This is a genomic window from Halomonas korlensis, from assembly GCF_900116705.1.
Lineage (GTDB): Bacteria > Pseudomonadota > Gammaproteobacteria > Pseudomonadales > Halomonadaceae > Halomonas > Halomonas korlensis.
The window spans coordinates 13,212-34,268 of sequence record NZ_FPBP01000022.1 but is presented as its reverse complement, the minus strand read 5'-3'; the positions used below and the strand labels follow the sequence as shown (position 1 = coordinate 34,268).

Here is a 21,057-nt window from a genome sequence, read left to right as displayed (position 1 = left end):
GGCACCCCGCACGCCAGACTATATTGATTGGGATATGTTTCCCTGGCCGGATGGGCTGACCTGGTTTGCACGCGGACTGGGTGCTGTCCACAGCGATGACCTGGACGCCGCTCGCGAGGCCGAACAGCGGCTGGCAGCCCTGGTGAAAAAAGCCATGTCCGCCGCCGATCAGCGTTTCGCTACCTACATTGAAGTGGATCGGCGAATTCTTGCCGGCTGGATCGCCAACGCCGAAGGGGAACACGAGCGTGCCATCGAGCTGATGCGCTCCGCCGGGGAGCTTGAAGCTACCGCTGAGAAGCATCCGGTTACCCCGGGTGCCCTGTACCCGCCCTATGAAGCCCTTGGCGATTTGCTGCTTTCCCTTGACCGCCCGGCCGAGGCGCTGGCTAATTACGAGAACTCGAATCGCACCTGGCCACAACGCTATAACACCCTTGAAGGCGCTGCCCGCTCGGCGCATGCCGCCGGTGATGCCGAGTCTACCTTACGCTGGTCTCGTCGGTTACAGGAGGCCGCCCCTGACACCAATCGTGACTCGATCGATCACATAAGAAGTCTGGCAGGAACCCAGTAGAGTCGCCCATGGATTTGTGAGCAGGCAACAGGAAGGAGTCCTTGAGACTAGGTGTCGGGTCCCGGGTGATTAATTACCCGGGGCCCGACAAAGTCCATGTTCAGGGTGCTCGAAATTCACCAGGCCAGCACAGCCGTAGTCTGGCTACCGACATGTCACAGGAGCTCGACAACACTCTTTTCTTCGATATTGTGCAACTCATCGGTGGTCGCCACCGGCGCTGAGACGCAAGACGACCGGCGCACTAACAGGAGACCAAGCCATGGCCAAAACCAGAATGGTGACGCAGTTCGGAATGGGCAGCTCGATCCGCAGCCGTGATTACACTAATGCAGCCTCACGCGCGATCCGCGATTCGCTATGGCACAACTCACTCAATGTCGCCGATGCCTTCGGCTTTCCCAAGCAAGCGATGCTGATTGATGTCGAGATCGGCGTTCAGCACCCGGATGCCGTCAATATTTCTGCCCTGCTCGATATCTTCCCGTATGGCCAGCCCTCGATCACTCTGGTCAAAGGGGGACTTGACGTCACTAAACCCGACGGCAGCGACACCACCGTAATTGCCAACGCCGCTATCATCGTCTCCTTCGACATGGAGCGCCCCCATGACTGAACGACGCATCATTCTCGAAATGGGCTCCGGCAATGACCTTTACGGTGAAGACTACACCAAGGCCGCCTGCCGCGCCGTGCAGGATGCCCTGCACCACTCGTCTATCGTACTTTTTAAGTCGCTTGGCATTGACCACCGCGATATGCGGGTCCAGGTGACGATCGGCGCGCAAGAACCCGAACGGGTTGAGGCCGGGATCGTGGCGGCAGAACTGCCCCGCGGTCGGGCCGAGGTGAATGTCGTGCATGGCGGGCTAAACGTACACGACCCAGACAACGACATCACGCACGTCATCGCGACGGCAGCGGTCGCCGCTTTCCTCCCCATCGACGAGGGCGCCTGGCGACTCTGCGAGACTGTTGGCTGAACCTGGACAAATCGGCCACCCTACCGCCTGATACGCGAGAGGAGGTGCGCAGCACCAGGTCGGTGAGCATGGCACCCAGCAACCGGTTGGGCGAAAACTCGGCGAGACGGTGGTGGATGGCCAGGGAGTGGGCAATGCGCCGAGACACATCGTCCACTCTATGCTCTGAGAGGTCTTACCATAATCTTGGCGGACTATTACGAGATCCATTACTGACAACGAGTTTACATCACATTTGCCGAGTACCGCCCGGGACGAGAAGCCTCGTCCCCGACCCGGATGGCTCAGAACCCCTTCGCCTGGCCGCGCGGCCGCGCCGGCTGTGGCTTGTCGCATTTGAGGAACTGCCCATGGCCCGGCTCGGCGGTGGGTTCGCCGTTTCGGGACACCGAGGCGCCCCGGCACAGGGCCAGCACCGGCCGGCCGGTGAGCTCCAGGCCCTCGTAGGGGGTGTAATCTACCGCGTGGTGCAGGTCGACATTGCGCACCGTCGAGCGCGCCCGGGGATCCCAGAGGGTTAGGTCGGCATCGCTGCCGATGGCGATAGTGCCCTTGCGCGGATAAAGGCCGTAGATCTTGGCCGGGTTGGTGGCAGTCAGGGCCACGAAGCGGGTCGGGTCGATCCGTTGCTTGACGACCCCCTCTGAAAAAAGAATCGACAAGCGAGTCTCGAGCCCCGGAATTCCATTGGGAATGTGATGGAAGCCGGCCTCCTCCCCGTGCAGCTTCTTGCCCTGAGGATCGTCATAGCGAAACGGCGCGTGGTCGGATGAGAAAACCTGGAAGACCCCGCCCTCCAGCGCCTGCCAGACCGCTTCCTGGGCCGCCTTGTCGCGAGGGGGTGGGCTGCACACGCACTTGGCCCCCTCGAAGCCTTCCTGGTCAAGGTCAGAGGCCGTCAGCATCAGGTACTGAGGACAGGTCTCGCCATAGACGCGCAGGCCACGGCCCTGAGCCCAGCGGATCTGCTCGATGGCCTCGGGACCGGACACGTGCACGATCAGTAGCGGCACGTCGATCAGTTCTGCCAGCGAAATGGCCCGATGGGTCGCCTCGCGCTCGGCGATCGCCGAATGCGCCACGCCGTGATAGAACGGTGACGTCTGCCCCTGGGATTCGAGCAGCTCGGTCAGGTAGGCGATGCAATCGGCGTTCTCGGCATGCACCATCACCATACCGCCCTCGCGGCGGGCCATGGCCAGCACCTCGAGCACCTCGCGATCGTTCAGTTTCAGATCGTCGTAGGTCAGGTAGATCTTGAAGGAGCTGTAGCCTTCCTCAATCAGCGCCGGCAGCTCCTCCTTTAATACCGACTCGGTTGGGTCGGTGACAATCATGTGGAAGGCGTAATCGACCATCGCCTTGCCCTCGCTGCGGCGATGGTAGTCCTCCACCGCCGCGCGCAGGCTCTGCCCCTTCTGCTGGACAGCGAAGGGAATTACCGTGGTCGTGCCGCCACAGGCTGCCGAGCGGGTGCCGGTCAAGAAGTCGTCGGCCATCACCGCCCCGTCACCCAGCGGCTGGTCCAGGTGGCAGTGGGCATCGATGCCGCCCGGCATCACCCAAAGCCCCTGGGCGTCGATGACTTCGGCAGCCTCTCCCAGGTCCTCGCCCAGGGCGACGATTCGCCCGTCCTTGATGCCGATATCGGCGTCATAGCTGTCGGCTGCAGTGATGAGGCGGCCATTAGTGATCAGGGTATCGAAGCGTGTCATGTTCATTACCTTGTCGTTGTCGCCGGGGTTAGCCCATGGCTTCGGGAAGCCAGAGCACCAGGCCGGGCCAGAGGATGATTAACAGCACGAACAGCAGCATGATGGCCAGGAAAGGTAGGCTGCCGATCATCACGTCGGTGATGGAGCCACGGCCACGCACGCCCTGGACCACATAGAGGTTCATGCCAATGGGCGGGGTAATCAGCGAGATTTCCATCATGATCACCAGGAAAATGCCGAACCACACGGGGTCGAAGCCGAACTGGACCACCATCGGCACCACGATCGGCACGGTGGCGATCATCATCGACAGGGTCTCGAGAAAGCAGCCCAGTACCAAGTAGAAGACCACCAACGCCAGGATCAGCCCAAAGGGCGTAAGCCCCAGGTCAGCCACCCAGCGGGTCAAGGTAGAAGGGATACCCAAGATGCCGACGATGTAGTTAAGGAAGAAGGCCGCCACGATAATCAGCATGATCATGGCCGTGGTTCGTGCCATCGACAGGAAGCATTCGTGCAGCATCCTCCAGGTCAGCTTGCGATTCCATGCCGCGAGGCCCAGCGCGGCGACCACCCCCAGCGCGGCCGCCTCGGTAGGGGTCGCCCAGCCGCTGTAGATACTGCCGATGACGATCGCGAAAACGAATGCCGGCGGCAGCAGATCCACCAGCGAGGCGAGGCGCTCGCGGAAGGTCGCACGCTCGGAGGCCTTGCCCACCACACCGGGTCGCAGCAGGCTGATGGCCATGATGGTCCCCATGAAGGCACCCGCCAGTGCCAAGCCCGGGAGTATTCCCGCAATGAACAGCTTGCCGATAGAGGTATTGGTGATGGCCCCATAGATGATCATGTTGATGCTGGGCGGGATCAGAATGCCCAGGGTCGCCCCGGCTGCCAGCGTACCCAGCGCCAGCCGCTCGTTGTAGCCGCGCTCGGCGAAGGCGGGCAACGCCACGGTGCCGATGGTAGCCGCCGTGGCCACCGAGGAGCCCGACATGGCGGCGAACACGGAAGAGGCTCCGATGTTGGTGTGCAGCAGCCCACCCGGCATACGATCGAGCCACATCGACAGCGCGCTGTACATACGCTCGGTAATCCCGCTACGAAGGAGTAATTCCCCAAGCAGGATGAACAGCGGAATCGCTGTCAGGATGAAATCGTTGAGGGTTCCCCACAGCATATCCCCGAAGGTATAGAGCAGCGGCGTGCCCAGATACATCAGGGTTCCCAGGGTGGCGATAGTGAAGATCGCCACGGCCACGTGGATGCCGGCCGCCATCATGCCCAACATGATGACGAAGCCCACCATGACCTCGAAGGCACCGATCATGATCCTGCCCTCCCCGGCTCGGCGGCGGTGCCGCTGCCATAGTCCTTGCGCGCTTCGTCCAGTTCATCATCGGTGGAGCGCGGGCCGTACTCCCGGTCCAGCGCCACCAACTGGCCGGTGGCCAACAGCTTTACCGCTCGGCCAGCCAACAGCACCGTCAGCACGGTAAAGACACCAAGCCCGATCACCCAGAGGCCTTGCGGAATCCACAGGGGCGTCTGCAGCGGCGTGCTGGCCAAGCTGCCGAATTCCAGGGTTTCCTTGAGCGTCTCGATGGCGCGCCACAGCATGAAAGCCGAGAAGGCCGCCAGCATCAGAATAGCCAGGGCGTTGAGCGGCGCTTGCAGCAGAGACGGCAGGCGCGTCAGCAGCACGTCGACCCGGGTATGGGCACGATGTAGTAACGCATAGGCAAAGCTGAAGGAGACACCGATGGCCAGCACGTAGCCACCGATCTCGTCGACGCCCTGCAGCGAGAAGTTGAACAGCTTGCGAGCCACCACCTCGAAGGTGATCAGCAGCGACAAACCGAGCGATGCATAGCCGGCGGCTATCGCGGCGCCATGCGCCAGTCGCCTGGCCAGCAGGTAGGGGGGCGGTGAAGCCATCATGATTCTCCCATGGGGCTCCGGCGGGTCTGTGCCGGCCGGAGCGCGCCAGCGACATTACTCGGAAATGGTCATCCCGGCGGCATCACCCACCGTCTCGTTCCAAACCTCGACGCAATCCTCGTACTGCCGGCTACAGGTCTCGGCCCACACGGGGAGCACCTCTTCCTTGGTAATCGTCTCCACCAAGTCGCGGGAGGCTGGATCGATCTCTACCAGCGCCATGTCGTAGGCCTCATGACGGGAGCAGCTGTTCTGCCCCGTGTTGCAGGCAATCGCATCATCGTTGACGCCGTAGGCCAGCTCCCACATCTGCTCCTCGAGCCGGGCGAACGCCTCGGTCAGCGCCTGCTGCTGCGATTCGTCGAAGCGGTTCCAGGTATCCAGGTTCATGAAATGTCCCTGGACCGAGTAGGAGAGCGGCAACGGCACGAAGGTGTCGGTCACCTCGGGCCACTTACCGTTGTTGCCGGCGGAAGGAGCAGTGACACCACAGTCGGCCACGCCGCGCTGCAACGCCAGGTAGACCTCACTGAACTGCAGGGTCACCGGGGTCGCGCCGAGTCCTTCTACCAGCCGGGACATGGAAGGTGTAAAGACCCGCACCTTCTTGCCGGAGAGGTCGCCGACATCATCGATGTCGCCATTACAGAACATCATTTGTGGACCGAAGGGCCATAGCGTCATCAGCTTGGCGTTGAAACGCTCCTGTAGGCGAGCGTCGAAGGCCTCGCGCACGGCATCAATGGCCTCGTGCTGGGTATCTAGGTCCGGCGACACGCCGGCCAGGTCGATGCCCTCGAAGAAGGGCTCGTCGCGGGAGGCCATACCGATTTGCACCGACATCACGTCGAAGGCGCCGGATCGGATATTACGCAGCGCGTCTGCTGCCTCCACGCCAATAGCATCCATGGTGTTGTAGACCACTGCCAGGTCGTCACGGGCATCGAGCTCCTCGAAGAAGGGGCGTTCGACCTCATCCACGTGCAGCTTGTTGCCCGAGAAATTGCCGACCACGCGCAGCGTGGTCTCAGCCTGGACCAGGCCGCCGGCCATGAGGCCGCTGGCCAGCGAAACGCCGAGCGCCAGGGTCTTGAAAGGAGTCTTGATGGACATGGGGTTCACCTCGTCGTTGACTTTGTTGTGGGTGGTGCATCACACATCGAGCATCCATGCCGTTAGGCGCCGAGGCGCGGGTCCTGGAAAAGCTGCCCCCAGCCCGTGATTCGAGCGGGGTCGATCCCGGCCAGTGCCAGCGTCTTCCATACCGTGACGCTGACCGAGTCGTAGATGGGAATGCCGAGCTCCTGCTCCAGGGCCGACACGATCCCGGCTCCGCGCAGGTTGGTGCAGAGGATGGTGATGGCCTGAGGGGCATCACGGGCGACATCGCGGACCATATTCGCCAGGGTCTGCTCGTCATACTCCGAGAATGAGAAGTTGCCCTTGTCGTTGAGGTGCCGCTCGCTCACCACCTCGATCCCCTCCGAGGCGTAGTTGCCGATGATGGCCGACTGGATGTCGTCCAGATAAGGCGTCACCAGCCCCAGGCGCGTCACCCCGGTGCGCTCGAGCGCCTCGTTGAGGGCCAGCACACTGCTGGTAGCCGGCACGCCGGTAGCCTCGGTAATGGCGGCACACAATCGGCGATCCGCCGCGAAGCCCATCCAGCTGGCGGAAGTACCGTTCCAGGCGATGACGTCCATGCGGGCATCATTGAGCAACCCGGCGGCCTCGATCAGCGGGGCCGGGTCGAACTGGGCCAGCGCCTCGTCGCGCATCGAGATCTCACGGACGGTAAAGCGCTGGAAATGGGCGGTGACCTCGGGGAAGAGGTCCTTCATCAGCGCCGCGGTGTAGGGCTCCAGCACGGTATTTGAGGACGGCGTCAGCATGCCGATCAGGGTGCGTTCCATGGGGGCTCCGAGCTTGTTCTTGATATTCGGTATACTGTATTCGAGATACAGCACTAGCTTTGCACAGGCTTGCGATTTTGCAAGCCAAAATGGTCTAAATAACGCTGTAACACAAAAGTTATAACTCTTAAGCAATTGTTTCTTGGTTATTAAAAAAAATATGGTATTCGGTATTTTGTATTTCCCGCGAGCCTGTTCTAAGGTTCAGAAAGTCGCCTGCTCTCGGCAGCGACCCTCCAGCCACTCGTGGAACCAAGAGGATTTCTGCATGACAACAACAACACACCTTGCCCGTCGCACCGCCGCAGTCCTGCTGGCCATAGGCCTGGGGACCCCGTTGATGGCCAGCGCAGAGAATTTGCGCTTCGGGGGCAATTTCACCGACGATCACTCCAGCAGCCGCGCCATGGAGATATTCCGGGATGCCCTGGCCGACCGCACCGACGGAGACCTAACGGCTCAACTGTTCCCCAACATGCAGCTCGGCGGCGCTGGAGAGAACGTCGACCAGGTCAGCACGGGCGCCATCGCCGGTACCTGGATCGGCATTTCCTACCTGTCGCGCACCGTACCCGAACTGGAAGCCCTGAGCCTGCCTTTCGCCTTTGCGAGCCGCGACGAGGCCTTCGAGCTGATCGACGGCGAGGTGGGGGAGATACTCGACGAGAAGCTTGCCGAGAAGGGCTTTACCGCCCTGGGCTACATGGAGCTGGGTTTCCGTCATGTCACCAACGACGAACGCCCCATCGAGTCAATCGAGGACTTCGAGGGCCTCAAGATCCGCCTTCAGCCCAACGAGACCCACCTGGACACCTTCCGCGCCATCGGCGCGAATCCCGTATCCATGGACATCAACGAGGTCTATGGGGCGCTGCAGCAGGGCGTGCTGGACGGCCAGGAAAACCCCTACAGCATCATCAGCACTAAACGCCTGGACGAGGTACAGCAGCACCTCTCCGACAGCGGGCACTTCTATGACTTCATCGTGGTAGTCGTCAACCGCAGCACCTTTAACGACCTGAGCGATGAGGATCAGCAAGCGTTACGCGAGGCGATGGACGAGGCCGTGGCCTGGCAGCGCCAGACCGCCGCCGAGGAGGACGAGGCCGCGCGCGAGACCCTGATCGAGCGGGGCATGGAGTTCACACCGATCAGTGACGAGACTCGCGCCGAGCTGCGTGAGGCCAGCCAGGGCGTGGTGGATGATCTGCGCGAGAAGATCGGTACCGAGATCGTCGACCGGGTTCTCGAGGAGCTGGCATCATGACACCCGCGTGGCAGCGGCTGGAGGCAACCGCCTCCAGCCCCTTCAAGCGCTCTTTCCTGCGCGGGCTGATGATTCTGGATCGCAGCTCGTACTACGCCATCCTGGTGGCCATGGGCATGATGACGCTGTTGGTGTCCGCCCAGGTATTCACCCGCTACGTGCTGTCGAGTTCCATCGATTCCGCCGATGAACTCTCACGGCTTTTTTTCGTGTGGGCGATTTTCCTGGCTATCCCCCACGGCATCAAGGTCGGCATCCACGTGGGTATTGATGCCTTGGTGGCCTATTTCCCCGAGACCTTGCAGCGCCGGCTCGCCCAGCTGATGTCCTGGGTCGGCGCCGCCATGATGGGCGCGCTGTTCTGGATCAGCATCGGCGCGGTGGCCAGTAAGTGGCAGGAGATGATGCCGACCCTGCCGGTCACCGCCGCCCTCTTCTACATCGCCGTGTTGGTCTGCGCGGCCCATAGCTGCCTACACCTGGTTGCGCAGGCCCTGGGCCTGGAGCCGCTGCCCAGTGCCCCGGAACGTCGCGGAGGAACCCCGACATGACCCCGGCTATCGTCTTCACCTTCCTGAGCTTCGCGTTATTGCGCATGCCCCTGGCCTTCGCCCTGGGCGTCGCCTCCCTGGTCGGCCTATACGTAGGCGGCATGGATTTCTCGGTGCTGCCCCAACGCATGATGCACTCAGTCAACAGCTTTCCGCTGATGGCCATCCCGCTGTTCATGTTGGCGGGCGAACTGATGGTTGCCGGCGGCATCCTGCAGCGCCTGGTGGATTTTGCCAACTCGCTGGTCGGGCGCGTGCATGGCGGTCTGGCTCACGTCGCCATCGTCGCCGGCATGGTGCTCGCGGCGGTGAGCGGGGCCGCCGTAGCCAGCGCCAGTGCACTGGGAAGCTCGCTGATACCGTCCATGCGCCAACAGTACGGTACTGGCTACAGCAGTGCCGTGATTGCCTCGGCTGCCAATCTTGGCGCCATCATTCCTCCCAGCAATGCCATGATCGTCTACGCCCTGATGGCAGGTTCCACGGTCTCGGTGGGCGGCCTGTTTATGGCAGGGGTGGTACCTGGCATCATCCTGGCGCTCGGCTTCATGGGCCTAGCGACCTTCATTTCCATGCGTCGCCGCTATCCGCTGGCCGGCGGCGAGCTCAGCCTTAGGCATGTGCTGGTTCAGACCTGGCGCGCCCTGCCGATCCTGCTGATGCCCATCGTGGTGGTCGGCGGCATTGTCGCCGGGGCTTTCACTCCTACCGAGGGGGCAGCGATCGCCGTGGTCTACGCCTTGTTCATAGGCTTCTTCGTGACGCGTCAATTGCAGATCGCCGACCTGCCAGGGGCGATGTTCAACGCCGCCGTCACTGCCGCCATGGTAGGTGCGCTGATCGCCTTTGCCTCGACCATGACCTTCGCCTTCACCCTCGACCTGATTCCCATGCAATTGACCAGTTGGCTGCAGGACTTCACCCAGGACCCGCTGGTATTCCTGCTGCTGGTGATGGTGCTGCTGATCGGGGTGGGGATGTTCATCGAGTCCAATGCGGCCTTCATCATGCTGGTGCCGCTGCTCGCCCCCATCGCGCTGACCTACGGGATCGACCCGTTGCTGTTCGGCTTTCTGTTCGTGATGAACCTGGTGGTGGGCATGATGACGCCCCCGGTGGGCGTGCTGCTGTTCGTGATGTGCGGCATCTCCCGCATCAGCCTCAATGAATTGATGAAAAGCGCCTGGCCCTTCATTGCCTTTCAGTACGCCATGCTGTTCGCCTGCATCGCCTTCCCGGGCCTCGTCACCTGGTTACCTCGTGCCCTGGGCTACTGAGCCGACCCACATAACCATAATGATTTAAGGAACACGCCATGAAACTTCTGGTCATCAACCCCAATATCTCAGGCGATGTGACTCGCCTGATCGAATCCGAGGCACGGCGCAGCATCCGGCCCGGGACAGAACTGACCATGGCTACCGCCCCCTTCGGGGTGGCCTATATCGAGACGCGAGCCGAGGCCCAGATCGGCGGCTATGCCGCCATGCAAGTTGCCGCTGAGCTCCATGCTGGCCACGACGCAGTCGTAGTGGCGGCCTTCGGTGACCCAGGCCTGTCCGCCCTTCGCGAAATCATGGGGATCCCAGTAGTAGGGATGACCGAAGCCGCCTTGGTCAGCGCCTGCCAGGTCGGCCATCGGTTCTCTGTCATTGCCATCTCTCAGCGCATCCAGGCTTGGTATCGGGAGACGATCTCGGCCTATGGTTTCAGCAAGCGCCTGGCCAGTATTCGTGCCTTGGATGAACCCTTGGCGAACATCGGCCGGGTCCAGGAACATCAAGGCGAGCGGTTGGTTGCCCTGGCCGAGCGCGCCGTGCAGGATGATGGCGCCGATGTCTTGATCCTCGCGGGAGCTCCGCTGGCCGGCCTCGCCCGCAGCGTGGCCGGACGTCTGCCGGTACCGGCCCTGGATGGCGTCACCTGCGCCCTGCACCAGGCCCAGGCGCTGGTCGACCTCGGCGCCGCTGCGCCCATCGCCGGAAGCTTTGCGCTACCTCCCGAAAAACCCTGCAAGGGTCTGACCGAGGCGCTGGCCCAACTGGTAGGACGAGACCTTGCCAGGTCCACGACATCGGTCGGCTGATGGCGTCTCTATCAAGTGTTCGGAGACAATCGCCGCGTCTCCTCAGTCAAGAGGAATGGACGACATGACGATGGAAGGAGCCGCCCTGCTCGGGCGACGACGCATCACCACCCCTTCGCTGGCCGAGGAGGCGCATCAGGCGCTACACGACTTGATCGTTCACGGGCACCTGGCACCGGGCCAGCGCCTGAGCGAGCCCGAGCTGTGCGAGCAGCTCGGCATTTCCCGTACACCGCTGCGCGAAGCCCTGAAGATGCTTGCCGCCGATGGCCTGGTGACCCTGCGGCGCAACCGCAATGCCCAGGTATCGTTGATCGACTCTCAGGAGCTGGAGCACCTCTTCGAGGTAGAAGCCGGGCTTGAGAGCCTGGCGGCGAGCCTTGCCGCTCACCGCATGACAAATACCGAGCTCAAGCGACTGGAAACCCTCCAAGAGCGCTTGGAGCGCCTGCTGAAGAAGGGGGATCGAAATGCCTACTTCGAGCTCAACCAGCGAATTCATGGACTGATCGTGGCCGGCGCCAAGAATCCGGTGCTCGCAGAGACTCACCGTAGCCTGTTGGGGCGGCTGGAACGAGCACGCTTCCTAGCCCTTGATCGCCTTGGCCGCTGGAGCGAATCCACCAGGGAGCATCGCGAGATCCTGGAGGCCCTCAAGGCCCGGGATAGCAACCTAGCAAGACGCCTGCTCGCCGATCATGTTCAACATACTGGCGATGCGATCGCCGCCATCAATCGCCCTCATCCCTGACTTCATGGCAAGGCGTCCTCCTGATGGAGGGCACGCCGCCGAACGTTATCGTGTTCGGCACCGGTGCGGTCACCATCGCCCAGATGGCGCACGGCGGCATCGTCCTCAACATCATCGGGATCGTCCTGATCACGCTGTTTTGCTACATGATCGGCGGCTTCGCAATAGTACGCTGCCATACTATTGCCATTGGGTGACTACATCTTGATGCCCCTACCCAGGCGTATGTCGCACGGCGGGTGGCGGAGGGGCTCCCAAAGCTAGTAGCTATCCGGTGCCTGAAACGCTATAACGCCCGGGTGCAGTATTATGTGCTGTGCAACCGCCATTGAGAGATCCATCAGGCAGGAGTCACCACTTGTCACTTGGAAACGTCAATGGCACGGAGTTCGCCGACCACGCCGCCGTGGCCAAGGCGGTGACCCCAGCGATCTACTTTTGCGATCACTACTGCTCTGGCCAGCGTGAGAGCAAGCAGATGGCCGCCCTCTCAACACTAATAGCCTGACACGGTAGTATTTCCCCAGGGGGGACGGGCTTCCGACAGGTCACCGATATCGAGCTGGGTAAGGTAGTAAGGAGGGCGCCCTTTAAGCCAAACCGCCAAGCCTACCGCGTAACCTCTATCCCGCCTGGGCGATCGCGGGAAGCATCAGAAACAGCCTCGCGATAACGCCGAGCCAACACAGCACACACCATCAGCTGAAGCTGGTGAAAAACCAACAGCGGAAGCAGCATTGGTCCCAGTGCAGCGCCAGGGAACAGGATCTGGGCCATTGGCACTCCCGTGGCCATGCTTTTCTTGGAAGCGCAGAACACAATGGTCACTTCGTCATCGCGGGAGAAGCGCAGCAGCCGGGCCAGCCAAGCTGTCAGCCACAGCACCATTGCGAGCAGTGCGCAGCAGACAAGCGTCAGCGTCAGTAGTGCCCTCGGCGATACGCTGCCCCACAAGCCGGCAACCACTGAGGCACTAAAGGCGGTGTACACCACCAGCAGGATGGACCCCTGATCCACCCAAGTGAGCCAGTGCCGGTTGCTTGCCACCCAGGTTCCCATCAGAGGCCGTGCCAGATGGCCTGCCAGGAACGGCAGCAGCAATTGCAGACTTATCTTGCCCACGGCATCAGCAAAAGCAAAATTGTCTCCGACACCTTGGGTATCCAGCAGCCACATCAGTAGCAATGGGGTGAGGAAAATTCCAATCAAGCTGGAAGAGGAGGCACTGCAGATAGCCGCAGGAACATTGCCGCGAGCGAGCGACGTGAAAGCAATGGCGGACTGCACGGTGCCGGGCAGAACGCACAGATAGAGCATCCCCAGGGTCAACGGATTACCCAGCAAAGGCGTCAGGAGAGGGCGCAATATCACACCGATCAGCGGAAAGGCGCCAAAGGTAAACACAAAGATCAGTAGATGCAGACGCCAGTGAGTTGCACCAGCGATAATTGCCTGTCGGGAAAGCTTCGCGCCATGAAGAAAGAACAGCAGGGCGATAGCCGCCATGGTAAGGAGCTCGAAACCGCTGGCAGCGGCGCCTCGCGCGGGCAACAGACTGGCGATTAAGACGACTGCGATCAGGATCAGGGTGAAGGCGTCAAGATTCGCTTTGAGTGCTCTCAGCATGGTATCGCTCCTGAGTGGAAAAGTTTTCTACAAAATAATATCCTTGTTCCTTCAGGAGATTTTTCGGCAATCAGAAGTGAAATATCGCGAAACGGACATGCTTGAGACGCTGAGTGCCCTATCGCGGCTGCCAAGACCGCTATATGGCAGCGAGCATTCGCTTCCCAACCAGGCAATCGGACAGCCTCACTGCCACCCTTGGGCTCAGCTCTCCCATGCCCTTCGCGGTACTTTGCGGGTCGAGACTGAGCGCGGTCATTTCCTTGCTCCTCCTGGTCAGGCGGCCTGGGTGCCGGCGGGTATGCGCCATGCGGTGTACTGTTCCCCGGGCACCGTTATCCGCAGCCTTTACGTAGTGCCTGAGGTCCTGCCGACTTTCGGGAAGAAGAGCTGTGTTCTTCGCATAGACGCGCTGCTACGAGAGTTGATCCAAGCCTTTAGCCTTCTGCCCGAGCATTATGATGTGACAGGTGCGGATGGGCGATTGGCCGCGGTGCTGATCGATCGGCTAGCAGAAGCCGAAGAAGCAGGCATCATATTGCCCTGGCCAGAAGATCCCCGTCTTCAAGCACTATGCCGTCATCTCCAGGCACATCCCGATGATCGCACCGGGCTAGAGGCACTTGCTGAGCACTTCAGCGGCGTTACCGGGCGCACGCTGAGCCGCTGGTTTCTCGCACAGACGGGGCTGAATTTTCGGCAATGGCGAAAGCGTTGCCGTGTCATGGCGGCATTGCCCCTCTTGGAGCGCGGCGAACGGGTCACCGATGCCGCTCTAGCATGTGGCTACGACAGTCCATCCGCCTTTATTGCTGCCTTTCATGAACAGCTTGGTGCACCCCCCGGAGCTTTCATTTAGGTATCAGGTCCCACGTGATTGTTTACCCGGTTGGTAAATAGCGCTGTCCGTTTGGCCTGCCAGTCTTTAATCGCTGCGATCGGTGATTGATAGTGCAGCGCCTTCTGCGGGATATGGTGATTGTACAGCCAGCCGTAGCGCTTGAGCGTTTGCTTTAGGTCTTCACCTGTTTCATAGCGCCGCGTCGCCAGCACATCGCTGATATGACCATTGTAATGCTCTACCATCCCGTTGGTTTGTGGCTGTCCCGGCTTGATCAGGCGATGCTCGATGCCATAGGTCTGACATTCCTGATCGAAAGGATATCGACCGCTGGATTTGCGCTCACCGGCGCGTGTGAATCGATCGGTGAAGGAGTTGCCGTTTTCGGTCAGCACGGTCTGGACCTTGAAGGGGCCTTCTCTTCCACCCGCGTCGTGAACGCTCGGGCGTCTTTAGCAGACTGGCTTCTCCTGAACTCCAGATACACCCTTGCCACCCAAGCCATGCCTACTGTCGTCTTGGAAGCCAATAATGGCTCGACCCGGGCGACAAGTTCCACCCCCAACGGCGAAGAGCTTTGATTAGAGCTGCGACGCATCATAGCGCCGCAGCAAATCAAGCTTATTGGTTATTAATGGCATCATTCATAATATCTTGGGCTTCAAGTGCCCATTCTTCACCACCAATATCCTCATAAAACTGCGGCCAGATAGCCTTGGCTTTCTCCTGCCATTCAGCTTCATCCTCGGGTGGACCTAGAAGCTCCATACCCAACTCCACGAGTTCTTCCTTGGCTTCTGCAGTCAGCTTGGCGGAAAGCTCCCGTTCATAGTCAGCCGTTTCAACACCTGCCTTATCCACGGCGTCCTGAAGATCCTCCGGCAGGCCTTGATAGAACCTCTCGCTGACCAGCAAAGGGCCTGTCCACATCATATAGTGGATTTCGGTGATGTAATCTTGGACTTCATAAAAGTTACTGGAAATAGCCGTGGTATAGGGGTTCTCCTGGCCATCGATTACGCCCTGCTGCAGAGCCGAGAACACTTCCGCCCAGGCCATAGGGATCGGGTCAATGCCCCACGCCTTGAACGTCTCTATTGCAATATTGTTCGGTGAAACCCGTATCTTCTGACCCTCGAGATCATCCAAGGTACGAACGGGCTCCTCCGCTGTGGTCAATACCCGAAAGCCCTTTTCGAGCAGGCCAACAGCACGAACCCCCGCTTCCTGAGAGATACGTTCGTTGAGAGGCTCCTGCAAGGCATCCATGGCGGCCCAGGCCTGCTCAGAGGAAGTAAAGGAATACGGCAGCATTAGCACGCCAGCCGATGGTGCGAGTGGTACGAGGTTACCCGTATACACGATCGCAGATTCAATGGTGCCTCTGCGCAGCGACTGGGCCACTTCCTGCTCGTCACCCAGTTGGTTGGACGGATAGATATCGACCTCAATACGGCCGTCACTGTACTCCTTTACCAATTCTTGGAATTTTACGGCAGCATGGTGTGTAGGATTGCTCTCGTTATCCCCATGGGATAATCTCATCGTGAAATCGGCACTAAAAACAAATGGGCTGGCAAGCCCCATCCCGACAACGCTCATTCCAGCTATAATTTTGTTAAGAGTCATATTTGTTCCTCTTTTTTAGCAGCTAGCGGATAAACCCAAGGAGCTCAGGCAGTGCCATGCTCACTTGGGGTACAAAGGCAACGAGGAGAAGTACAGCCACCTCGGCACCAATGAAGGGTAACGATGCCCAGCTAATCTTTTCTATTGTTGTTTCACCGATCTCACTGGCAACGAATAAATTAACACCAAGCGGGGGAGTGGAATAACCTATTTCGCAGGCAATCACGAACATGATGCCGAACTGAACCGGATGGATATCCACTCCTATAGCGACAGGCAGCAATAGAGGCGTCAAAATAATAATTTGAGTCAACGTCTCCATCCACATCCCCACAAATATCAACAGAACAATGATGACAATAATCAGAGTCACGGGGTCGGTGAACGTGGACAGCATGAGTGAAGATATTTGCTGGGGGATCTGATACATAGAAAGCAGCCGACCAACAACGCGGCCAGTCACCAACACAAGCATGACCGTTCCGGCTACCCGTGCAGTATAACCCAGGCAATCAATAAACAGCGTGAGCTTTATCTCTTTATGAATGAAAATCCCAACAAAAAGTGCGTAATAGACAGCCACAATGGAGGCTTCTGTCACGGTAAAGACACCCGTATAGATGCCGCCGAGAATGATCACCGGGGCAAGCAACGACCACTTAGCGTCTTTCGCAGTTCGCCATATGTTGGAAAAATCACGCTTGCGTGTATCACTGGCAACGAAGCCACGCTTCTTACTGATCACCACCACTGTCAGGTAAAGTGCAAGGGCAAGCAACAAGCCAGGTATGACTCCCGCCACAAAGAGCGCGGTAATAGACGTTTCCGATGTGATGCCATAGATAATGATAGGAATGGATGGTGGAATGACAACACCAATTCCGCCTGCACTCGCGGTTATGGCACTAGAAAACCCCCGATCCTTATATTCCTTTATCATCGCCGGGATCATGATAGAGCCAATAGCGGCCGTTGTAGCAGGTCCCGAACCTGAAATGGCTGCAAACAGCGTGCAGGCAACGATGGTGACCGTCGCCAGACCTCCGGGCGCCGGGCCTACCAGTGCGCGGGAAAATAGGATGAGTCGCTCTGTCAGCCCTCCCTTCTCCATCAGGGCGCCGGCTAAAATAAACATGGGCACAGCGATAATCGTAAAGTCATTGACGGCGGAGTACGCACTCTGGACGACATACGACAGAGGCAGGCCGGACTGCATCATACTCAATATCGCGGCCATGCCCATAGCTATCGCAACAGGCACACCGAGTACAAGAAAACCAATAAAGCCTATTGAAAGGATAATAGCGGGGCTCATAGCATATACCTTCAGTCCACTCGGGTGTCTATTTTGATCAAGCCATACTTCCAACGCTTAACAATACATTCAATAACTCGCACCGATATAAAAAGCATGCCAAGAGGGACAATCAATTGAACCCATGCCAAGTTAATGCCTGTCGTCTGTGAGATATAAGGGAACTGCATGGACTCATAAAACATTTTCCCTCCCTGCCATATGACGACAATATTGAACGCTAACCAAACCATATCGGCAATCGTTAACACTACCTTTTGTGTAGTTTCAGGAAGCATAGAAATATGAAATGTCACCCGTATATGTCGATTCTGCTCCGCCGCAATAACAAAACCAAAATAAATGGCCCAGACGAAAAAATAACGGGACACTTCCTCCAACCAACTCAGGTTTCGTCCAAAGCCAAATCTAAGGACTACCTGAAAGCCAAGAAGAGCAATGACAACCGTCAACAAAATCGCTGAAAGCCACTCTTCCACAGTTCTCGACCGGAGCACGCTCAACATAACACCGCCTCTGCCGTTATTGATCAAGAATTGTATTCATTGTTACAAAGCATCACCTTAAGATGTTTTTGCTTGTCGAGTGAAGCATCAAATGCTTCCTCGGCGACACCAAACTCATAGGTAGCGGACACTGCACTAGCAAGTTTTGGGTTAGCAAGCACTGACGTGACAGCCTTGTCGAACTCATTTAAAAATCGATAAGCTCCCCTGATGGTGATCTCCTTCGTCAACACCATGTTCATATCAAGTTCTGCTGGGGCCAAAAAGCCGACCTGGATTAGCCGTCCCTTTGGAATAAGGACAGCCAAAGCTGTATTAAATGCTTGAGGGGCCCCGGAGGCTTCTATGACCACATCGAAGTAAGGGAGCTCACCTGAGGATATCTGTGATTGTAAATCATTGGCATTGATGGCTTGGATGTCGGCCAATTCGCGGGCGCGCTCCAGTGCCGCCTGCTGAATGTCTGCGACATATACCTCGCTGGCGCCCTCACTCAAGGCAGCCACGGCCGCAAGCGTACCAATTGTACCCGCACCAAACACCAGAACACGTTTTGAGGCTACCTCCCCCAAATTAACCGCGTGCAAAGAAATTGCATACGGCTCAGCCAGAGCCGCCAGCTTGAGGTCAGCATCAACAGGAATCACCACGCACTGCCGTGACTTGACCACCGGCCGTTCCTCAAAGGCACCTTGCGTGTGGGGGCGCTTGGCGGCACTCCCAAGATATTTCATATTGAAGCAGACGTTCTCGTCTCCTTGCAGACACATATCACATGTTCCACAAGGCAATGCGGGGCTGATGGCGACCTTATCCCCAACCGAGACATCATTAACGTTCTGCCCAATTTCCAGCGCAACGCCTGTAAGCTCATGGCCCAATACCATAGGCTCTTTGACGACGGAATGTCCTACCTTACCTTCCTGGTAATAATGCATATCGGAACCACAGATTCCTCCGTACGCCAACCCCAAACGTACTTCATCGGCCTCCAGCTCTCTTTCTTGTCGCTCCTCAATGCGCAAATCCTTCGGCCCATAAATCACATATGATTTCATATCAACACCACTATATTTAGGCAGTAAATGACTGAACGGTGTGTAGATGGCTCTTACCATCAACCCACCATATAACCTCCATCCACCGGTATGATTGCGCCATTGACATAGGAGGCAGCATCCGAGGCAAGAAAATAAATGACAGAGGCAATTTCCTCAGGGTCTGCCCAGCGTTTCATCGGGATGCGCGACGTGATCTGCTCGGCGCGGTTGAGGTCGGCACGTGCGGCCATCGTCATATTTGTCTTCACCCAACCTGGCGCTACGGCATTGGTACGCACCCCTTTCTCGGCCCACGCAACGGCCATCGCTTTAGTCAAGGAAACGATGGCGCCCTTGCTGGCTCCATATCCAGGCGACTTGGGCGAGCCAAAGTAACTCCACATCGATGCTATATTGATGATGGCACCGCCTGAGTCAGCCAAGAGGCTACTCAATCGAGTCGACAGCTCAAAGACCGCCGTACAGTTGATAGCCATAGATTTCTCAAACCCAGCCAGTTCCCACTCTTTTTCTTGCAGATTGACGCCAGCACAGTTTACCAAGGCATCCAGGCGATCGACCTGACTCACGATGGCATCCCTGTCCCGTTGATTAGTTAGATCAGCTTGAATGAAGAGATCCTCCACGCCATCGCCTTCCTGCATATCTGCCACGATGACCCGATATCCATGCCGCTTGAATACCCTCGCGGTCTGGCAACCAATACCGGATGCGCCACCTGTAATCAGCACTGTTTTCTCATTCAAAAGACTCACCACTTATAGATTTTTGTTGGTCGTCCCGTTATCCATCAATGCGTCGGCATCGTGAAGTGGTTGGTCTCCTCGCGGATGCCACTCGGCCAGCGCTGGGTGATGGTCTTCATGCGGGTATTGAAACGCACCCCATCGGGGCCGTGCATGTGCAGCGGACCGAACAGCGAGCGCTTCCAGCCACCGAAGCTGTGGAAGGCCATGGGCACCGGGATCGGCACGTTGACGCCCACCATGCCGACCTGAATCTGCTCGCAGTACTGGCGCGCGGCGTCGCCGTCGCGGGTAAAGATGGCGGTGCCGTTGCCGAACTCGTGGGCGTTGACCATCGCCACGGCATCGTCGAAGCTCGCCGCTCGTGCAATGGCCAGCACCGGACCGAAGATCTCCTCGCGGTGGATACGCATGGCCGGCGTGACGTGATCGAACAGTGAGCCACCCAGGAAGAAACCGTCGCCAGCCCCCTCGACCGCGGTGTCGCGGCCATCTACCACCAGATCGGCGCCCTCGTCCACGCCGACCTGGATATACCTCTTGACCTTCTCCAGGTGCTCGCGAGTGATCAGTGGGCCCATGTCATTGTCAGGGCCCTCGACCAGACCAGGCCCCACGGTGAGCTGCTTGAGCTCGGCCACCAGCTTCTCGCGCAGGCGGTTGGCGGTCTCCTCGCCCACCGGCACCGCCACCGAGATCGCCATGCAGCGCTCGCCGGCGGAGCCGTAGGCGGCCCCCATCAGCGCCCCGACAGCCTGGTCAAGGTCGGCATCGGGCATGATCACCATGTGGTTCTTGGCGCCGCCCAGGGCCTGGACGCGCTTACCGTGGGCCGACGCCGTCGCATAGATGTACTCGGCGATGGGCGTGGAGCCTACGAAACTCACCGCCTGGACACGCTCATCGGTGAGCAGCACGTCAACGCTCTCCTTGTCGCCGTTGACCACGTTGAAGACCCCATCCGGCAGGCCGGCCTCCTTCAGCAGCTCGGCCAGGCGCATCGAGGTGGAGGGATCCTTCTCCGAGGGCTTCATCACGAAGGTATTGCCGCAGGCGAGTGCGATGGGAAACATCCACATCGGCACCATGGCCGGGAAGTTGAACGGCGAGATGCCGGCACAGACCCCCAGCGGCTGCATCATGGAATAGCTGTCCACGCCGGTGCCGACGTTCATCGAATGCTCGCCCTTCTGCAGATGAGGTATGCCGCAGGCGAATTCGACGACTTCCAGGCCACGGGTCACCTCGCCCTTGGCGTCGGAGAACACCTTGCCGTGCTCGCGGGAAATGAGTGTTGCCAGCTCATCTGTATGTTCCTCGACTAGCGCCTTGAACTTGAACAGGATGCGCGAACGCTTGAGCGGAGTGATCTTCGCCCAGCCGGTGAAGGCCTCATGAGCGATGCGCACCGCCTCGCGGGTCTCGTCGGCTGAGGAGAGCGCCACCTGCAGGCTCTGCTGACCAGTGGCAGGGTTATAGACCGGCGCGGTGCGGTCGCTCTGGCCGGCCACGGCCTGTCCGTTTACGAAATTCCCTAGCGTCTGCATCT

23 protein-coding genes and 1 pseudogene are annotated in these 21,057 nt (G+C 59.1%); 11 read left to right on the top strand and 13 right to left on the bottom strand.

Annotation, left to right across the window (positions count from 1 at the left end; all coding sequences use genetic code 11):
* The 3 genes from BM341_RS18395 to BM341_RS18385 form a co-directional block, all read left to right on the top strand.
* Positions 1–577 (top strand): tetratricopeptide repeat protein (locus tag BM341_RS18395; protein ID WP_217646266.1); only part of this gene is annotated, 577 nt, incomplete at its 5' end.
* A gap of 262 nt (positions 578–839) precedes the next feature.
* The gene (locus tag BM341_RS18390; RefSeq protein ID WP_089797685.1) at positions 840–1,193 is read left to right on the top strand and encodes a Lin0512 family protein; all 354 of its coding nucleotides are present in this window, start codon (positions 840–842) and stop codon (positions 1,191–1,193) included.
* Positions 1,186–1,560 (top strand): Lin0512 family protein, encoded by a 375-nt coding sequence (locus BM341_RS18385; RefSeq protein WP_089797684.1) that lies wholly within the window; start codon positions 1,186–1,188, stop codon positions 1,558–1,560. Before BM341_RS18390 ends, BM341_RS18385 begins: the two co-directional genes overlap by 8 nt.
* Positions 1,561–1,844: 284 nt before the next feature.
* Here BM341_RS18385 and hydA read toward each other — a convergent pair whose 3' ends face one another.
* The 5 genes from hydA to BM341_RS18355 all read right to left on the bottom strand — a co-directional run bounded on the left by hydA (position 1,845) and on the right by BM341_RS18355 (position 7,129).
* Positions 1,845–3,281 (bottom strand): dihydropyrimidinase, encoded by a 1,437-nt coding sequence (hydA, locus tag BM341_RS18375; protein WP_245784331.1) that lies wholly within the window; start codon positions 3,279–3,281, stop codon positions 1,845–1,847.
* A gap of 22 nt (positions 3,282–3,303) precedes the next feature.
* Positions 3,304–4,605 (bottom strand): TRAP transporter large permease, encoded by a 1,302-nt coding sequence (locus tag BM341_RS18370; protein WP_089797680.1) that lies wholly within the window; start codon positions 4,603–4,605, stop codon positions 3,304–3,306.
* Positions 4,602–5,216 carry a TRAP transporter small permease subunit gene (locus BM341_RS18365; protein ID WP_089797678.1) on the bottom strand — a complete coding sequence of 205 codons (615 nt, stop codon included), beginning with the start codon at positions 5,214–5,216 and terminating at the stop codon, positions 4,602–4,604. Before BM341_RS18365 ends, BM341_RS18370 begins: the two co-directional genes overlap by 4 nt.
* Positions 5,217–5,270: 54 nt before the next feature.
* Positions 5,271–6,329, bottom strand: a complete 1,059-nt coding sequence (locus BM341_RS18360) for a TRAP transporter substrate-binding protein (protein WP_089797677.1) — start codon at positions 6,327–6,329, stop codon at positions 5,271–5,273.
* A 62-nt stretch (positions 6,330–6,391) separates the two neighbouring features.
* Positions 6,392–7,129, bottom strand: coding sequence for a maleate cis-trans isomerase family protein (locus BM341_RS18355; protein ID WP_089797674.1), 738 nt, complete (start codon positions 7,127–7,129; stop codon positions 6,392–6,394).
* Positions 7,130–7,397: 268 nt separating this feature from the next.
* On the opposite strand from BM341_RS18355, the gene BM341_RS18350 reads away from it, so the two are divergent.
* From BM341_RS18350 to BM341_RS19310, 7 genes are all read left to right on the top strand, one after another.
* Positions 7,398–8,396, top strand: coding sequence for a TRAP transporter substrate-binding protein (locus BM341_RS18350; protein WP_089797672.1), 999 nt, complete (start codon positions 7,398–7,400; stop codon positions 8,394–8,396).
* On the top strand, positions 8,393–8,947 hold the full coding sequence (locus tag BM341_RS18345) for a TRAP transporter small permease (RefSeq protein WP_089797670.1): 555 nt from the start codon (positions 8,393–8,395) through the stop codon (positions 8,945–8,947). The genes BM341_RS18350 and BM341_RS18345 overlap by 4 nt, the downstream gene beginning before the upstream one ends.
* Positions 8,944–10,224: a TRAP transporter large permease gene (locus tag BM341_RS18340; RefSeq protein WP_089797668.1), complete on the top strand. Its 1,281-nt coding sequence runs from the start codon at positions 8,944–8,946 to the stop codon at positions 10,222–10,224. Before BM341_RS18345 ends, BM341_RS18340 begins: the two co-directional genes overlap by 4 nt.
* A 38-nt stretch (positions 10,225–10,262) precedes the next feature.
* The gene (locus tag BM341_RS18335) at positions 10,263–11,033 is read left to right on the top strand and encodes an aspartate/glutamate racemase family protein (RefSeq protein ID WP_089797666.1); all 771 of its coding nucleotides are present in this window, start codon (positions 10,263–10,265) and stop codon (positions 11,031–11,033) included.
* 64 nt (positions 11,034–11,097) lie between these two features.
* Entirely contained in the window at positions 11,098–11,784 is a 687-nt protein-coding gene (locus BM341_RS18330) for a GntR family transcriptional regulator (protein ID WP_217646265.1), read from the top strand.
* Positions 11,781–11,981, top strand: coding sequence for an anion permease (locus tag BM341_RS19705; RefSeq protein ID WP_425432012.1), 201 nt, complete (start codon positions 11,781–11,783; stop codon positions 11,979–11,981). Before BM341_RS18330 ends, BM341_RS19705 begins: the two co-directional genes overlap by 4 nt.
* A gap of 161 nt (positions 11,982–12,142) precedes the next feature.
* The gene (locus BM341_RS19310; RefSeq protein ID WP_175507915.1) at positions 12,143–12,292 is read left to right on the top strand and encodes a hypothetical protein; all 150 of its coding nucleotides are present in this window, start codon (positions 12,143–12,145) and stop codon (positions 12,290–12,292) included.
* Between the two features lie 101 nt (positions 12,293–12,393).
* On the opposite strand, the gene BM341_RS18320 is transcribed toward BM341_RS19310, so the two are convergent.
* Positions 12,394–13,410, bottom strand: a complete 1,017-nt coding sequence (locus tag BM341_RS18320; protein ID WP_089797664.1) for a bile acid:sodium symporter family protein — start codon at positions 13,408–13,410, stop codon at positions 12,394–12,396.
* On the opposite strand from BM341_RS18320, the gene BM341_RS18315 reads away from it, so the two are divergent.
* Positions 13,409–14,269, top strand: coding sequence for an AraC family transcriptional regulator (locus BM341_RS18315; protein ID WP_217646264.1), 861 nt, complete (start codon positions 13,409–13,411; stop codon positions 14,267–14,269). The two genes, BM341_RS18320 and BM341_RS18315, sit on opposite strands and share 2 nt — an antisense overlap.
* Here the strand turns inward: BM341_RS18315 and BM341_RS18310 are convergent.
* The 7 genes and pseudogenes from BM341_RS18310 to BM341_RS18280 form a co-directional block, all read right to left on the bottom strand.
* Positions 14,266–14,738: pseudogene (locus tag BM341_RS18310) on the bottom strand (integrase core domain-containing protein); the annotation flags it as partial. The gene BM341_RS18315 and the pseudogene BM341_RS18310 overlap by 4 nt on opposite strands.
* A gap of 134 nt (positions 14,739–14,872) precedes the next feature.
* Positions 14,873–15,880, bottom strand: a complete 1,008-nt coding sequence (locus tag BM341_RS18305; RefSeq protein WP_217646263.1) for a TRAP transporter substrate-binding protein — start codon at positions 15,878–15,880, stop codon at positions 14,873–14,875.
* 22 nt (positions 15,881–15,902) lie between these two features.
* On the bottom strand, positions 15,903–17,195 hold the full coding sequence (locus tag BM341_RS18300) for a TRAP transporter large permease (RefSeq protein WP_089797662.1): 1,293 nt from the start codon (positions 17,193–17,195) through the stop codon (positions 15,903–15,905).
* An 11-nt stretch (positions 17,196–17,206) separates the two neighbouring features.
* The gene (locus BM341_RS18295) at positions 17,207–17,701 is read right to left on the bottom strand and encodes a TRAP transporter small permease (protein WP_175507914.1); all 495 of its coding nucleotides are present in this window, start codon (positions 17,699–17,701) and stop codon (positions 17,207–17,209) included.
* Between the two features lie 23 nt (positions 17,702–17,724).
* The gene (locus tag BM341_RS18290; RefSeq protein WP_089797659.1) at positions 17,725–18,819 is read right to left on the bottom strand and encodes an L-idonate 5-dehydrogenase; all 1,095 of its coding nucleotides are present in this window, start codon (positions 18,817–18,819) and stop codon (positions 17,725–17,727) included.
* Positions 18,819–19,508: an SDR family NAD(P)-dependent oxidoreductase gene (locus BM341_RS18285; RefSeq protein WP_175507913.1), complete on the bottom strand. Its 690-nt coding sequence runs from the start codon at positions 19,506–19,508 to the stop codon at positions 18,819–18,821. The genes BM341_RS18290 and BM341_RS18285 overlap by 1 nt, the downstream gene beginning before the upstream one ends.
* Positions 19,509–19,552: 44 nt before the next feature.
* Positions 19,553–21,055, bottom strand: a complete 1,503-nt coding sequence (locus tag BM341_RS18280; protein ID WP_089797655.1) for a CoA-acylating methylmalonate-semialdehyde dehydrogenase — start codon at positions 21,053–21,055, stop codon at positions 19,553–19,555.
* Positions 21,056–21,057 lie beyond the last annotated feature (2 nt).